Raw genomic sequence first — 15,493 nt, 5'->3', positions numbered from 1 at the left:
AACCGAAATGCGCAAAGATCCGAGCGAGGGGTTGACGGCAGCCCAGGGTCCGTGCGTGATTGTGTCAAAGCCGTTTCAGAGCGCGTGGGAACAGTGGCGACATCAAATCATGACGTCGCGGCCGATGAGGCCGGGGCCACGGTGAAGTTCGAGAATGTCCAGAAGAGCTACGACGGCGAAACACTCGTCGTCAAAGATCTAAATCTTGACATTGCTCGTGGCGAATTCATCACGATGCTGGGCCCGTCGGGCTCTGGCAAGACAACGTCGCTAATGATGCTTGCCGGCTTCGAGCCGGCAACGCACGGTGAAATTTACCTCGACGGAGCACCCATCAACAACGTGCCGCCGCATAAGCGGGGCATCGGTATGGTGTTCCAGAACTACGCCCTGTTTCCACACATGACTGTGGCGGAGAATCTGGCGTATCCGCTGAAAGTTCGGGGTAAGAGCCGCAGCGAGATCGACGAGCGCGTGCGACGCGCGCTTGCGATGGTGGAACTTCCGGAATTCGGTGCCCGGCGCCCGGCGCAATTGTCCGGTGGGCAGCAGCAGCGTGTCGCGGTTGCCCGTGCGCTGGTGTTCGAACCGAACCTGGTGCTGATGGACGAGCCGCTCGGCGCGCTCGACAAGCAGCTGCGCGAGCAGATGCAGTTCGAGATCAAGCACATCCACGAAAATCTCGGTGTGACCGTGGTCTACGTGACACACGATCAGACCGAGGCGCTCACCATGTCGGACCGGGTCGCCGTCTTCAACGACGGTGTGATCCAGCAGTTGTCCACCCCGGAAGACCTCTACGAGCATCCGATGAACTCGTTCGTGGCCCAGTTCATCGGTGAGAACAACAAGCTCTCGGGGAAGGTGAGCGAGATTGATGGCGACGAATGCGTCGTCCATCTGGATACGGGCGAAACGGTGCGGGCGGCGGCGATTAACGTCGACGGGGTCGGTGCGCGCACGACGCTCTCGCTGCGGCCGGAGCGTGTGGAAATCCAGCCCGGACCTGAGCTCGGAAATTCGCTCGAGGCTCGGGTTCGTGAGATGATCTTCCTGGGCGATCACATTCGGGTGCGTCTGGCTGTGGCCGGCAACGAGGAATTCATCGTCAAGGTGCCGAACAAGCACGACGAGCACGAGCTGAAAGAAGGTGAGACGACTACCGTCGGCTGGCATGCTTCCGACTGCCGTGCGCTTGACCCGATCGAGGTTGCCTGACCGCGCGGCCAAAGGTCCGCGCGGTTCGGTGAAGGGGCTTTGCAAGAGCCCAATGCAGAGAAGACGCGATCCAGCGAAAAGGAGAGCAGAAGTGAGGACCACGACGAAGAGCGTTACGCTCGCGATGGCGGCGTCCGTCGTCGCTTTGGCGGCGGCTCACGCCCAAGACGATAAGACCTTGACCATCGTTTCCTGGGGTGGCGCCTACACTCATTCCCAGGACGAGGCCTACCATAAGCCTTATGCCGAGAAGACCGGGACCAAGATCCTCCAGGAGGACAAGTCGGCCCAGGCGCTTGCCGGCATTCGCTCCCAGGTGGAAGCTGGAAACGTCACCTGGGATGTCGTCGACATGCTCCAGGCGGACGCCAAGCGGGCCTGCGACGAAGGCCTGATCATGGAGATCCCGCACGACGAATGGCTCGCGCCATCGCCGGACGGCGCGCCGCCGACGGAGGACTTCATCGAGGGCACGCTCGGGGACTGCTTCGTTCCGCAGATCCTGTACGCGACTATGTTCGCCTACGACGAGAACGCCTTCCCCGATGGCGGGCCGCAGACGATTGCCGACATCTGGGACACTGACAAGTTCCCCGGCACACGGGCCCTGCAGAACATTCCGCAGAAAAACCTGGAGTGGGCGCTGATCGCCGATGGCGTGTCGCCGGACGAGGTCTATGACGTTCTCGCTACCCGCGAAGGTCAGGACCGTGCGTTCGCCAAGCTCGACGAGCTGCGCAGCAGCGGCAATGTGATCTGGTGGTCGGAAGGCGCTCAGCCGCCGCAGATGCTCGCCGATGGCGAGGCGGCGATTGCGACCGCCTATAACGGCCGCATCTTCAACGCGCAGGTCAACGAAGATCAGCCGTTCCAGATCATGTGGGATGGCCAGATGTTCGAGGTCGATGGCTGGGTGGTCCCGGTCGACAACGACGACAACATCGACCTGATCAAGGACTATCTGTACTTCGCCACCGATACGCAGCGCCTCGCCGACCAGGCGAAGTACATCTCCTATGCCCCGGCTCGGAAGTCGTCGGTCCCGATGGTCTCGACCTTTGAGGGCACCGATATCGACATGAAGCCGCACATGCCGACGTCGCCGGAGAACTTCAAGAACGCGGTCCAGTTCAACACCGACTTCTGGGCCGACTACGGCGACTCGCTTGAAGAGCGGTTCAACGCCTGGCTCGCTCAGTAAGGCGATGTGACACGAAACCGATCCGACGCGGTCTCTACATGAGGCCGCGTCGGGTCTGATCGGCGCACGGCGGGAGCGGGCTTGGGTCCCTTGCGTGGCGTCGATGGCGGCGGATCGGCGAAGGAGCCCAAGGTGAGCGACAGCGACGCGGCAAGTGCCGGGCAGAGCGGTTCAGGCGGCGCAGGCCCCGATACCAGCGGACCGTTGACCACTGCCGACGGAACTCCGCTCAGGATTTCGCTGAGGCGCGCCGAGGCACGGGCACGACGCCGCGCCTTCTATCTCGTGCTGCCGCTGCTTGCCTTTCTGATCATCACTTTCGCCATTCCGATCGGGCAGATGATTTCTCGCTCGGTCCAAAATCCCGAGGTTGCCGAATATCTCCCGAACACGGCCGCCGCCATCCAATCGTGGGATGGCGAAGAGCTGCCGTCGGAAGAGGTGTTCGCCGCAATGGCGGACGACATGGTCGTCGGGCTGGAAAACCGCACTCTTGGTCGTGCGGCCGCCCGTATCAATCGCGAAATTCCGGGTGCGCGCTCCACCGTGCTGGGCACCGCGCGCGACCTCGACGAAATGAGCCCTCCCTATCGGGAGGCCTTCATTGAAAATGACGACGATTGGGAGAGTCTGGAGTTCTGGCGGCTGATCAAGCGCGAGACCCGGACGATTACTCCGGTCTACTATCTGCTCGCATTCGATTTCGAGTATTCGCCCAGGGGTGAGATCGTCGAGCGGCCGGAATCCTACCAGGTCTATCGGATGCTGTTCCTCAGAACGGCCTGGATGAGCCTGCTGATCACGTGCCTGTGCATCGTGCTTGGCTATCCGATTGCTCATCTTCTGGCGACGTTGCCGCTCAAGACCTCGAACTTGTTGATGATCCTGGTGCTGTTGCCGTTCTGGACATCGCTGTTGGTCAGAACGTCGGCCTGGATCGTGCTGTTACAGCAGCAGGGCGTGATCAACGACATGCTGGTCTGGACCGGCATCATCGATGACGACCATCGAATGCGCATGATCTACAACCAGATCGGTACGATCGTGGCGATGACGCACATCCTGTTGCCGTTCATGATCCTTCCGCTCTATTCCGTCATGAAGACGATTCCGCCGTCCTATATGCGCGCCGCGCGCTCGTTGGGAGCGACACAGCTTCGCGCCTTCGTGACCGTCTATATGCCGTTGACGATCCCCGGCCTGGCCGCGGGCGTGTTGCTCGTGTTCATTCTGGCGATCGGCTACTACATCACCCCGGCCCTGGTCGGCGGAGACACCGGCATCTTCATCTCCAACCTGATCGCCCAGAACATGACCGGCTCCACGGCGCAGCTCCGGCTGGCGGCGGCGCTGGCGACGATCCTTCTGGTCGCGGTTCTTGTGCTCTACTGGGCCTTCAACAAGCTCGTCGGCGTCGACCGGCTGAAGTTCGGATAGGAGGGGTCGACCGATGGCGCTTCCGACTTATGCCGGGCCGCTCGAACGTGCGTGGTACTACACGTACCGGGTGATCTGTGCGCTGATCTTTCTGTTCCTGATCTTCCCGATCCTGGTGATCGTGCCGCTCTCCTTTAATGCGGAGCCGTATTTCACCTTCACCAAGGAGATGCTGTCGTTCGATCCGGCCGGCTATTCGCTGCGCTGGTATCATGCGCTGCTCGGCAGCCAGGAGTGGCTGTTCTCGATCCGCAACTCCTTCATCATCTCGATTTCGTCGACGATTATCTCGACCACGTTGGGAACGCTCGCCGCCCTGGGTCTTAGCCGGCGCCATATGCCCTATCGCGCCCCGATCACCGCGCTTTTGATCTCGCCGATGATCGTGCCGCTGATCATCACGGCGGCGGCGTTGTTCTCGTTCTATGCCCGGATCAATCTGGCCAATACCTTCTTCTCCATCATCATGGCCCATGTGGTGCTGGGGACGCCGTTCGTGGTCATCACCGTGACGGCGGCTATGTCGAGCTTCGACGAGCAGTTGATCCGCGCGTCCCAAGGGCTTGGGGCGAACCAGGTCACCACCTTCTTCAAGATCATCATGCCGCTGCTGCTGCCCGGCGTGATCGCCGGTGCGCTGTTCGCCTTCATCACCTCGCTCGACGAAGTGGTGGTCGTGATCTTCCTGGCGGGCCCGGAACAGACGCCGATGACGGTCAGAATGTTCTCGGGCCTGCGTGAGGAAATCAGTCCCACCATCCTGGCGCTGGCGTCGATCCTCGTTGCCTTTTCCATCGTGCTCCTGACGGCGATGGAGCTCTTGCGCCGGCGCGGCGAGAAGTTGCGGGGCATCAAGGAGTAGGCATTGGGGCAGGCCGTCCCGGTCTGCCTGCAACGCATGGCTGCTTTCCGGCCGGGCCCATGGACAGGGTCCGGCCGATTGCTTTCAATCCCAGACGAACAGGGCGCATTCGTTCCGTTTCGCTTTTCCGGACGGCGGACGGGTTTCCGCTTCGCCTGGAACCGCGAGACAGGATGCCAATAAGCAAGTGCCGCGGCGTGATCGCAGGCGCAGGCCGCCGGGATCCGGCGGTATGGGATGAGAAACGGGGAGGGGCGCCATGGCGCCAAAGGGAACGCCCGCCAAAAGCGAGCTAGGGCGGGCTCGCGCATGAGCGAGGAGACCGACGCGCTCCGCCGCTGGGGCATCGTGGCCGCGCTTGCGCTTGCACCGGCGGTCAGCAACGGCTTTGCGCGCTTTGCCTATGGCCTGATCCTGCCCGCCATGCGCACCGATCTCGGCTGGAACTACACGCAGGCTGGCTGGATCAACACAGCCAATGCGCTCGGCTACCTGATCGGGGCCTTGGTGGCGCTCAACTTGATCTCGGTGTTCGGCACGCGGGCGCTGTTTGCCGGCGGCATGCTGCTCACTGCGCTGTCGCTCCTGTTTTCCGGCCTTACCGATGATTTTTGGTTCCTGACCCTTTGGCGGGTCCTGGCCGGGGTGGGCGGTGCGCCAGCCTTCGTGGCCGGCGGGGCGATGGCGGCGGCCGTGTTCCGGAACGACCCCTTGAAGAGCGCGCTGGCTCTGGCGCTTTATTTCGGGGGTGGCGGCTTCGGCATGCTGGTGTCCGGCGCCAGCGTGCCGCTCGTGCTCGACGGTCATGCCGCGCGCTGGCCGCAGATCTGGGTCGGGATGGGGATCGCAAGCCTCGTCACCATGTTGCCAGTGCTGTGGGCCACCAGGGTTGTCGCGCCCGCCGGCGCAAGCCCGACGCGGCGTCATCGTGAGCGGCTGCCCTGGCGGCTGATGCTGCCAGAGCTGGCCGGCTACTTCCTGTTCGCGGTTGGCTACATCGTCTATCTGACCTTCATCGTCGCCTGGATGCGCGAGGCGAATGCCTCCACCGTCCTGGTCGCGGCGATGTGGTCGCTGATCGGCATCGCGGTGATGGTTTCGCCGTTCGCCTGGCGCGGCATCCTTGCGCACTATGCCGGCGGCCAGCCGCTCGCACTGGCCAACACCGCGACCGGCGTGGGCACCTTGTTGCCGCTGATCGTGCCCGGATCGGTCGGTATTCTGGCCTCGGCGTTGGTGTTCGGCTGCTCCTTCTTCATGTCGCCGACGGCGGTTGCCGCGTTCGGGCGGGCCAACTTGCCGGAGCCGCAATGGGGCGCCTCGATTGCGCTGTTCACCACGGTGTTCGGCGTCGGCCAACTCGTGGGGCCCGTCGCGGCCGGCTATATCGCCGACACCACCTCCGGTATCAGCGTTGGCCTCGCCGTTGCGGCCGTCATCCTGATGGCGGGCGGTGCGCTGGCCCTGGTCCAGAAGCCGCTCTCGCGCTTGCAGGATGCGGCCCCAGGGACGTCCTGAAAATTGTTGATTGCTCGACCGGGATCGTCCGGAAGTCGTTGGACGTTGGTGCGGGTCGGGCTGCTCACGCCCAGAGCGTCGAAGATGCCGTAGCCGTCATCGTCGGCAAGAAAGACGCCCGGGTCGGCAGGAGCAGTCGAGACTGTGGGATCAGACGGCATGTCGGGACGGGCACGTCCTACAGGTTCGCTCTCGGCTTCAGCGCCAGCATCCATTGCGCTCGGCGGTCAATCGCCGCTTCGTCTTGCGACGGGGCGCTTCGCGCTTTTTCTCAGCCCATGGTGGCGATGCTTTTTCGGAACTGGCTGAGCGAAATCACGAACAGCACCGTTCCAATGCCGGCGAGCCACAGGAGCTGGGGCCAGACCACGTCGATCCCGGCGCCACGGAACAGCACCGCCTGCGCCAGAATGACGAAATGGGTGTTGGGTGCCGCCAGCATGATCGTTTGGACGATCTCCGGCATGCTCTCGCGGGGCGTCATGGCGCCGGAGAGCATTTCCATCGGCAGCAGTACGAGGATCAACAGAAGCCCGAACTGGGGCATCGAGCGGGCGATCGTGCCCAGCATGATTCCGAGCGCCGTGGAGGCGAAAATCTCAAGGGCGGCGCCGGCCAGAAAGAGCGGCACGGAGCCCTGAATGGGCACGGCCAGCAGCCCCTGGACGACAAAGACCAGCGCGAAGGCCGTAGCGACCAGAACGATCGAGCCCATCGCCCAGATCTTGCTGGTCATGATCTCCATCGGTGTCACCGGCATGACCAGGAGATGCTCGATGGTGCCGTGCTCGCGCTCGCGGATCAGGGCGGCGCCGGTCAGCACGATCGACAACAGGGTGACGTTGTTGATGATCTCCATGATAGAGCCGAACCAGGACTTGTTCAGCTCCGGATTGAACCGGGCTCGGGCGACCAGGCTGACGGGCAGATCGCCGTTGTCGCGATAGCGCTGGACGAACGTCGTCACCTCGTCGTTGACGATCTCCTGAATGTAGCCGGCCCCGGTAAAGGCCTGGGTCATGCGGGTCGCATCGACGTTGAGCTGGATCGCCGGCTGGCGTCCCGCCAGAACATCGGCCTGGAAATCCGGCGGGATGTCGATGGCGAAGGTGTCGAGGCCGGCGTCCATCCGCCGGTCCATTTCGTTCGCGTTGATGAGCTTTGGCGGCACGAAGTAGGGGGGATAGAAGGCGTCGGTAATACGCTCCGACAGTGGCGAGTGATCCTCGTCCACGATCGCGACGGCGGCGCGGCTGAGCGTATCGGGCATCGAACTGGCGGCCACGTAAATGGCGATCGAGAACGCGTAGATGATCAGGATCACCATGGCGTGGTCGCGGGCGAGCGAGCGGAGTTCCTTAATGCCGAGATTGAAGACGTTGGCGGCGTTCACAGCCTATTTCTCCTGCTTCTTCAGCAATATGGCTGTGAGAGCGAGCATCACCGGCGTGGCCAACAAGAGCGGATAGAAGGCGGCGTGCAGGTCGGAGAAAGTGAGAGACTTGGAGAAGGTTCCTCGCGCGATCGTCAGAAAATAGGTGGTCGGATAGATTTCGCCGATGATGCGGCCGAAGCCCTGCAGCGACGATACCGGATCGGTCAAGCCGGAGAAGCTGACGGCGGGAAGGATCGACAGGATCGCGGTGCCGAAGATCGCCGCGATCTGGCTGCGCGTGAAGGTCGAAATGAACAGGCCGATCGAGGTGGAGGCGAAGCAGTAGAGGACGGCGCCGAGGAGCAAGGTCAGGAAGCTGCCTTTCAGCGGAACGTCGAAGACGGTGATGGCGGCGGCCACCAGGGTGAGGAAGCTCAACAGGGACACCGCGACGTAAGGCAGTTGTTTGCCCACGAGGAATTCGAGCCGGGTGGTCGGGGTCACGTAGAAATTGACAATCGAGCCGAGTTCTTTCTCACGCACGATGCTGAGCGCGGTGAGCATCGCGGGGATCAGCATCAAGAGGACCGGGATCACCGCCGGCACCATGGCGATCAGGCTCTTGATGTTCGGATTGTAGCGATAGCGGATCTCGATCGTTGCGGGTGCCGCGACAAGATCGGCGCGCCCGGCAAGTGTCGCCTGCTCCGATAGCCAATGGGCGTGCATGCCCTGGACGTAGCCGCGGATGGTCTCCGCCCGGGTCGGCATCGCGCCGTCGAACCAGGCACCGATTTCGACAGGGCGGCCGCGGGAGAGATCGCGCGCGAAGCCGGGCGGAATTTCCACCACGACCGAGAGCTCGCCGTTGCGCATCCGGCGGTCGAGCTCGGCATAGCCGGAGACCGGCGGGTGTCCGACGAAATAGCGCGATCCGGTCAGGTTCTGCGCATAGTCTCGGCTGAGCGTGGTGTCGTCCCGGTCGAGGACGGCGACCGTCAAATCCTCCACGTCCAGGCTGATGCCGTATCCCATCACGAACATCAGGATCAGGCTGCCGACCAGGGCCATCGTCAGCCGGATCGGATCGCGGCGCAGCTCCAGCGCCTCGCGGCGCGAATAGCTAAGCATCCGCCGGAGATCCAACAAATGGTTCCAGCCGCGCGAGTGCGGATAGGGTTTGGTCGCCGTTTCGATCTCGATTTCCGGCTCTGCGTCGGCTTCCTCCACCGCGCCTTCCGCTACGGCCTCTTCCAGATAGGAGATGAAGGCGTCTTCCAGGTTGTCCGCACCTCGGTGGGCGACGATCTCTGAAGGGCGATCGCTCACCAGCACTCGGCCGGCGTGCATCAGCGAGATGCGGTCACACCGTTCCGCCTCGTTCATGAAGTGGGTGGAGATGAAGATTGTGACCTTGTCGTTGCGCGACAGGTCGGCCAAGAGTTGCCAGAAAGCGTCGCGGGCGATCGGGTCGACGCCGGAGGTCGGCTCGTCGAGAATCAACATTTCCGGCTTGTGGATCATCGCGACGGCAAGCGAAAGACGCTGGCGATGGCCGAGGGGAAGCGCGTTGGGCAAGGCGTCGGCGACGTCATCCAGATCGAAGCGGGCGCTCATCTCCGCAACCCGCTCGGCAAGCTGATCGGCCGGAACGTGGAACAGGCGGGCATGCAGCTCGAGATTCTGTCGCACCGTCAGCTCGGTATAGAGCGAGAAGGCCTGCGACATGTAGCCGACCCGCCAGCGGGTCGCGAGATCATTCGGATCCACCACCTGGCCGAAGAGCTGCGCCCAGCCGGATGTCGGCGGCAACAGCCCGGTCAGCATCTTCATCGTGGTGGTCTTTCCGCAGCCGTTGGAGCCCAGGAAGCCGAAGATTTCGCCCCGGTGAATGGCCAGGTCGACGTCGGAGACGGCCGTAAAGTCGCCGAAGCGCTTGGTGAGGCCCTTCGCCTCGATGGCGTAGCCGTCGCCGTCAGTGTGCGGCGGGATGATCACCGGCTTGTGCGCCGCCTGGATCTCCTCCGGCAGGAGGGCGATGAAGGCTTCCTCAAGGCTGGCTTTGCCGGTGCGCTCAAGCAGCGCCTTCGCCGTACCCGTAGCGAGGACGTGCCCTGCATCCATCGCGACCAGCCAGTCGAAGCTTGCCGCCTCCTCCATGTAGGCAGTGGCGATCAGCACGCTCATACCGGGTCGGCCGGTGCGCAAGTGACGGATCAGGTCCCAGAACTGGCGCCGCGATAGGGGATCCACGCCGGTGGTTGGCTCGTCGAGGATAAGAAGATCCGGATCGTGGATGAGCGCGCAGCACAGGCCGAGCTTCTGCTTCATGCCGCCGGACAGCTTGCCGGCAGGGCGATCGAGGAACGATTTCAGCCCCGTGGCGGCGGTCAGCTCGTCGATTCTGCGATTGCGCTCCGCACGATCCTGGCCGAACAGGCGAGCGAAGAATTCCAAATTCTCCTTCACCGACAGGGTCGGATAGAGATTCTTGCCGAGGCCCTGGGGCATGTAGGCGATGCGGGGCATCACCTTGTCGCGCTCGCTGGTGCGGCGAAGGTCGGCCCCAAGCGCGATGACGGAGCCGGTCTGGATCGCCCGCGCGCCGGCGACGAGAGACAGCAAGGTGGACTTGCCGACCCCGTCCGGTCCGATGAAGCCGATCATCCGACCCGGCGGAATGTCGAGGTCGACGGCATCGAGGGCGAGCGTCTTGCCGTAGCGCTGGCTGACGCCACGGATCTCGACAACGGCGGCCTCGCCAGCGGTGCCGTCCGCCGAAGGGGCCTCGTCAGCGCTCATTCCGGCAGCTTCACCTGGAGATCGTCCGGCCATTCGGCGGTGGAAAGCACTTTCACGTAGACCACCCCGGGAACGCCCGTCTTGACGAGATTCATATATTTCTCAAGCAGCTCCGGATCGATCCTGGCCTTTACCCGGAACATCAGCTTCAGCCGTTCCTCTTCGGTCTCCACCGTCTTGGGCGTGAACTGCGCCACATCGGCCACGTAGCTGATGGTGGCCGGCACCACATATTCCGGAGCGGCGTCGAACACGATACGGGCTTCGGAGCCGACCCGGAGCCGCCCGGCCTCGGTGGTGGGCAGGAAGAAGTTCATATAGACGTCGGCCAGGTCGACCATGTTCAAGACAGTGCCGCCTGCCGCGACGACCTCGCCGGGCTGGGCCACCAGATACTGCACGCGGCCGGCACGCGGAGAGCGCAACGTGGAGTCCTCGATCTCCGATTCGATGCGTTCGATCCGGGCTTGAGTCGCCTCCACCGCGGCTTCGGCGGACACGATCTGGGATTCCGCTTGGGAAATCGCCGCTTCCGAGGCAGCGACCTGGGCTTGCGCCGCACTCAAAGCGGCCCGCGCACCTTCGAAGGCGGCCTGATCGTCATCGAGGGCCTGCTGAGAAGTGGTGCCGCGATCGGTCAGTCGCTGGGTGCGGTCGAGCCGCTTCTTGGCGGCGTTGAGCTCCGCCTGGCGCTGGGCGACCAGCGCTTCGGACGCCTCCTTCTCGGAGTGGCGCTGTTTGGCAAGCTCCTTGGCGGTGTTGATGGCGATTTGGGCGCGCTTCAGCTCGGCCACCGCCTCCCGCTTCTGGGCGTTGAGGGTGTCGGTGTCCATCTGCGCGAGGACGTCGTCCTTGGCGATGGTATCGCCTTCGTCGACTTCGATGGTCTCGATGCGGCCCGCCACCTTGGAGGCGATGTCGATGGACGTGGCCTCGATCCGACCGTTACTCTTGGCGAAGCCCTCCGGCAGCTCGTCGGTCTGCACCTTGGTCCAGACATAAGCACCGATGGCGACGAGGCAGGCGACCACGACGGCGCGCAGGACCCAGGTGCGGCTCGAATGCTGCATGTCGGACGGTTGCCTCATGATCGGCGCGCAAGGGAGGTTCTGCGCCGCTTTCGCCGGGAGGAATGGCGCAAAACGAATGCCGTCTCATTGAGACCAATCAATGAGGACCAATTCAAGGCCACAAATTAAGCAGGTGCCGCTCAGGCGGCGGGGCTGAGATCCAGCTCCCAGGCGTGATAGGCGTAGACCCAATCGGCGTTGGTCTTGTCCTTCAGCCATTCGTTGGCGAGCGACGAACGCTGGATTTCCGCCGTGCGCGGCTTGCGAAGCGCTTCGTAGCCGGCAAGCGCGCCGGCGATCGACGATGGATCCGCGTTCGTGAGGCAGCGGGCCAGTACGATGGCATCCTCGATCGCCATGCAGGCGCCTTGCGCCATGAACGGCACCATCGGATGGGCGGCATCGCCGAGAATCGTGATGCGGCCGGACGACCACTGGACAAGCGGCTCGCGGACGTGGAGGGCGGAGCTCGTCACCTCCTCAAGCGCGTCCAGAAGGCCGCGGGCTTCGGGGTGGAAGTTCCTGTAGGCCGCCTTGAGGGCTTCGAGATCGCCGGGGATGGTCCAGCCTTCCTCGGTCCAGTCCGTGCGCGGCGTGGTCGCGAACACGAAGATTTCATCGCCACCGGTCAGCGGGAAGGTAACGATCTGATAGTCCGCCGATGGGCCCCACCACTTGGTGAACGCATCCAGGTTCGGCAGATTGCCGGCGCGCTCGCGGGGAAATACGCCGCGATGGGAGACGATGCCGGTGAAGTGCGGATCGTCGGCTCCGAACAGGGCGTAGCGCACCAGCGAATGGATGCCGTCGGCGCCGATTACCACGTGGAAATCGCGGGTCGAGCCGTCGGCGAAGTGGATCGTCGCGGCGTCCTCGCGTTGGGAGACCGTTTCCACCTTGGTACCAAAGCGGATGTGATCGGCGCCGAGCGCCCCCGTCAGGATCGACAACAGGTCGGCCCGGTGCAGCGTGAGCTGCGGCGCGCCGTAGCGCTCTTCGGCGGCGGAGGAGAGTGGCAGGCGGGAGGTCTCTTCGCCGCTGTCCCAGGTGCGGCTGATGCGATGGCTCGGATAGGCCGCGGTCGCGCGCATGGCCTCGCCGATGCCGAGCCCCTCCAACGCATGCACGGCGTTCGGCGTCAGGTTCACATCCGCGCCGACCCGCCCGAAACGCGAGGCCTGTTCGAATACCGCGACCTCATGGCCGGCCCGCGTCAAGGCAAGCGCAACGCACAGACCGCCGACACCGGCGCCACAGATTCCAACGCGCAATCCGCTCATATCAACCCTCCAAAAGATCATATTTGAACATTTTGTTCTATTTTGTCATGCAGTCTAGGGTTGGTCAATTGCGGGAATGACCTACGGTGGAGGTTTTGGCGGGACGAACGGGGTCCGCATGCCAGCCGAGCAGCTTGGAGACGCGCTCCGCGGTGCGGACGATTTCGTCGGCCAGCGTGCCGTCGAGCTCGGCGACGTTGTCGTCGTTGGCGGCCGCCGAGAGATTGATGGCTGCCGTCACCTCGCCGCTCATGTCGCGCACCGGTGCGGCGATCGACGCGATCCCGGCTTCGAAATCGCCGACATGAGAAATATGCGGGCGGCCTTGGTCCCTGCGCCATTGGGCGAGGAGGGCGGTCGGGCCCTCGCTTGAGGCCGGCCCCTTGGTGCGCGCCTCGTGACGATAGAGCGACAGCAACGTCTCCTCGTCGAGATTGGCGAGGAGCACCCGGCCCATGGTCGTGCTGCGGGCCGGCAGTCGGCTGCCGACCTGAACGATACCGGTGAGCCGGTGCGGGGTCGGGACCCTAAGCACGTAGAGCACCGAGGTTCCGTCCAGGACGCCCATATGGGCGGACCAGCCGGTGCGATCGCGCAACCGCTCCAGCTCGGGGTAGGCGACCTCGACCAGCTCCCGCGTCGCGATATATCCGTACCCAAGTCGCAGCACGGCGGGACCGAGGGCATAGGTTTGGCTGCGCTTGTCGTGCAGCAGGCACCCCATATGAACGAGGGTGTAGACCGTTCGGAAAGCCGCCGACCGGCTGGTGCCCAAAATCTCGGCGATCTCGCCGAGGCTGAGGTTCGCGCGCTCCGGAGTGAACGCTTTTAGCGCTTCCAGCCCGCGCACCAGTCCGGGAACCAGGTAGCGATCCTGGCCGTCGCGTGCGTTCTGATTGGTGTCTTCGGTCTCTTTGGCCATAGGATCTCTGCTTTGTATATAAAACATCGTATCGCATACAAAACGAGGACGCGCTAGAGGTGGCGCGTCATTCAGCCAGGGCGGTCGGCGATGACCGATCGAGAGAGCGCCCACGGCCAGAGGAGGAATTTGGGAATGAACGTTCACACGTCCGCTGCGACATCGGAATTGAAGGAGCGCCTGCTGGCCCATGTCGGCCGGTTCGTCGACAAGGAATTCGACTGGGAGGCGTTCCCGAGCAACATTGGCTATCCGGATCTTTCCCGCGCCCAGATGCGCTATATCGGCGCCGGCGGCTCGCCGAAGGTGGGCGACACCTCGACGCTCAAGGCCGACCATTTCACCGTCAGCCTGATCTACAAGGAGCCGGGCAAGTACGCCGCCTGCCACTCCCACGAGATCGAGGAGTCGTTCCTGATCATCCAGGGCGCGCTGATCGTCGGCTGGGAGAAGGATGGCGAGGTCGTTGAAGTCCGGCTTGGCCCGAAGGATATGATCCTGAACGCACGCGAGATCGGCCACGGCTTCCGCAATGACGGGGTCGAGCCGGTGCTGATGTCGATCTCCGTCGATGTCGGCAAGCCGCTGCCGCCGGTCTACCACTACCACCCGAAGGAGCATCCGCCGGAGCTCGCCCGTTCGTTCGGCGCGGCCCCCGGCAAGACCATGCCGTTCGACCGCAACGGCGCGCATCCGATCCAGAAGCTGATGGCGGACTATGTGGTGCGCCATAACGAGCTTGAGACCCATTGGGATCCGGCGGGCTTCACCCGCAAGATCTATGTCGGGGCCGGCGGTATCGGCAACGATACTTGCCGCAAGGAGATGCTCGGCGTTCCGTCCGGCGTTGGCGTCAAGCCGTTCGTCCGGGAGGTCGAGGACGCGTTCCTCGTCTTGGAAGGCACCCTGACGGTCGGTTGGGAAGAAAATGGGGAGGCCGTGGAGGTCGAGCTCGGCCCGCGCGATCTTTTGAAGACCCCGGCCGGCCAGCCGCACTGGTTCCGCAACAACAGCGCCGGCCACGCCACGGTCTGGTACATCGTCGGCGATGCCGAGCCGGAGACGGTCGTGTTCGAGAAGGCGTGAGCCGTCGTCCGGCGAGTTGATGTGATGTGTCGGCCGCCCCGAAAGGGCGGCCGATGTCGTTTCAGCCCGGACTGTTATGCGGTTGCGGGGGCCACCAGCTTTTTGAATTCCTCGACCGTCATGACATGCGCGGTGGAGAAGGCGAGGATGCGCAAGGTCGCCTGGTGGACGTCTTCGGCCGCCATCGCGCCGTATCCCGTATCGGGGTAGTCGAACGTGCCCGTCGCGTCGGACAGAAACGCGACCTTGTAGTTGCGGAACATGGCGTCACGGGCGGTCGCGTGGCAGCAGTTCTCCGTCGTGGTCCCTGAGATGATCACCGTCTCGATCCCCCATTCGCGCAGGATGAGATCGAGGTCGGTCGCGAAGAAACCACTGTAGCGGTGCTTCTTGATGACGTGCTCGCCCGGCTTGGGGGCGAGCTGCGGGAAAATCTCGGTGCCTTCGGTTTCGTCGATGAGGGATGCCCTCTCGGCAACTGGCGAATAGAGGTCGTCATAGAGTCCCATGTCGCACCCGTCGCGACGGTGGACATGGGCCGTGTAGAGGACGCGGATTCCCTTCTCCCGACAGAAGTCCAGGGTATCTGCAAGCTTCGGAACCATGGCGGCCGCCTGCGTGGATTGCAGCAAGGCGCCTTCGGCGACGAAGTCGTTCTGCATGTCGACCACGATCATCGCAGTCTTGGTGGGTTCGATCGTTTCGCACACATACGGCATGGT

The 15,493-nt window shown here is 63.6% G+C and carries 12 protein-coding genes; 6 read left to right on the top strand and 6 right to left on the bottom strand.

Annotated elements, in window-relative coordinates; genetic code table 11:
• The first annotated feature begins 93 nt into the window (after positions 1 to 93).
• The 5 genes from HNS03_RS12680 to HNS03_RS12660 all read left to right on the top strand — a co-directional run bounded on the left by HNS03_RS12680 (position 94) and on the right by HNS03_RS12660 (position 6,236).
• The gene (locus HNS03_RS12680; protein WP_367195798.1) at positions 94 to 1,218 is read left to right on the top strand and encodes an ABC transporter ATP-binding protein; all 1,125 of its coding nucleotides are present in this window, start codon (positions 94 to 96) and stop codon (positions 1,216 to 1,218) included.
• A gap of 91 nt (positions 1,219 to 1,309) precedes the next feature.
• Complete coding sequence (locus HNS03_RS12675; protein ID WP_367195768.1) at positions 1,310 to 2,419, top strand: extracellular solute-binding protein; 1,110 nt, start codon at positions 1,310 to 1,312, stop codon at positions 2,417 to 2,419.
• Between the two features lie 132 nt (positions 2,420 to 2,551).
• Positions 2,552 to 3,856: an ABC transporter permease gene (locus HNS03_RS12670; RefSeq protein ID WP_367195767.1), complete on the top strand. Its 1,305-nt coding sequence runs from the start codon at positions 2,552 to 2,554 to the stop codon at positions 3,854 to 3,856.
• A gap of 13 nt (positions 3,857 to 3,869) precedes the next feature.
• Complete coding sequence (locus HNS03_RS12665) at positions 3,870 to 4,718, top strand: ABC transporter permease (protein ID WP_367195766.1); 849 nt, start codon at positions 3,870 to 3,872, stop codon at positions 4,716 to 4,718.
• 309 nt (positions 4,719 to 5,027) lie between these two features.
• Positions 5,028 to 6,236 carry a YbfB/YjiJ family MFS transporter gene (locus tag HNS03_RS12660; RefSeq protein WP_367195764.1) on the top strand — a complete coding sequence of 403 codons (1,209 nt, stop codon included), beginning with the start codon at positions 5,028 to 5,030 and terminating at the stop codon, positions 6,234 to 6,236.
• Between the two features lie 271 nt (positions 6,237 to 6,507).
• Here HNS03_RS12660 and HNS03_RS12655 read toward each other — a convergent pair whose 3' ends face one another.
• The 5 genes from HNS03_RS12655 to HNS03_RS12635 form a co-directional block, all read right to left on the bottom strand.
• Positions 6,508 to 7,629, bottom strand: a complete 1,122-nt coding sequence (locus HNS03_RS12655) for an ABC transporter permease (RefSeq protein WP_367195763.1) — start codon at positions 7,627 to 7,629, stop codon at positions 6,508 to 6,510.
• Between the two features lie 3 nt (positions 7,630 to 7,632).
• Positions 7,633 to 10,413: a ribosome-associated ATPase/putative transporter RbbA gene (gene rbbA, locus HNS03_RS12650; protein WP_367195761.1), complete on the bottom strand. Its 2,781-nt coding sequence runs from the start codon at positions 10,411 to 10,413 to the stop codon at positions 7,633 to 7,635.
• A complete protein-coding gene (locus tag HNS03_RS12645) occupies positions 10,410 to 11,483 on the bottom strand; it encodes an HlyD family secretion protein (RefSeq protein ID WP_367195797.1) in 1,074 nt (357 codons plus the stop codon). The genes rbbA and HNS03_RS12645 overlap by 4 nt, the downstream gene beginning before the upstream one ends.
• Before the next feature lie 140 nt (positions 11,484 to 11,623).
• Positions 11,624 to 12,763, bottom strand: coding sequence for an FAD-dependent monooxygenase (locus HNS03_RS12640; protein ID WP_367195760.1), 1,140 nt, complete (start codon positions 12,761 to 12,763; stop codon positions 11,624 to 11,626).
• Positions 12,764 to 12,827: 64 nt separating this feature from the next.
• Entirely contained in the window at positions 12,828 to 13,685 is an 858-nt protein-coding gene (locus HNS03_RS12635) for an IclR family transcriptional regulator (protein ID WP_367195758.1), read from the bottom strand.
• A 135-nt stretch (positions 13,686 to 13,820) separates the two neighbouring features.
• Between HNS03_RS12635 and HNS03_RS12630 the strand changes: the two genes are divergently transcribed.
• A complete protein-coding gene (locus tag HNS03_RS12630; protein ID WP_367195756.1) occupies positions 13,821 to 14,771 on the top strand; it encodes a cupin domain-containing protein in 951 nt (316 codons plus the stop codon).
• Positions 14,772 to 14,845: 74 nt separating this feature from the next.
• Here the strand turns inward: HNS03_RS12630 and HNS03_RS12625 are convergent, their stop codons facing one another.
• Positions 14,846 to 15,490 carry a cysteine hydrolase family protein gene (locus HNS03_RS12625; RefSeq protein ID WP_367195754.1) on the bottom strand — a complete coding sequence of 215 codons (645 nt, stop codon included), beginning with the start codon at positions 15,488 to 15,490 and terminating at the stop codon, positions 14,846 to 14,848.
• Positions 15,491 to 15,493: the final 3 nt, after the last annotated feature.

Source organism: Amorphus sp. 3PC139-8, from assembly GCF_040750475.1.
GTDB lineage: Bacteria > Pseudomonadota > Alphaproteobacteria > Rhizobiales > Amorphaceae > Amorphus.
Note: the sequence above shows the minus strand (reverse complement) of the source record. Positions and strands in the feature narration are given on the sequence as shown.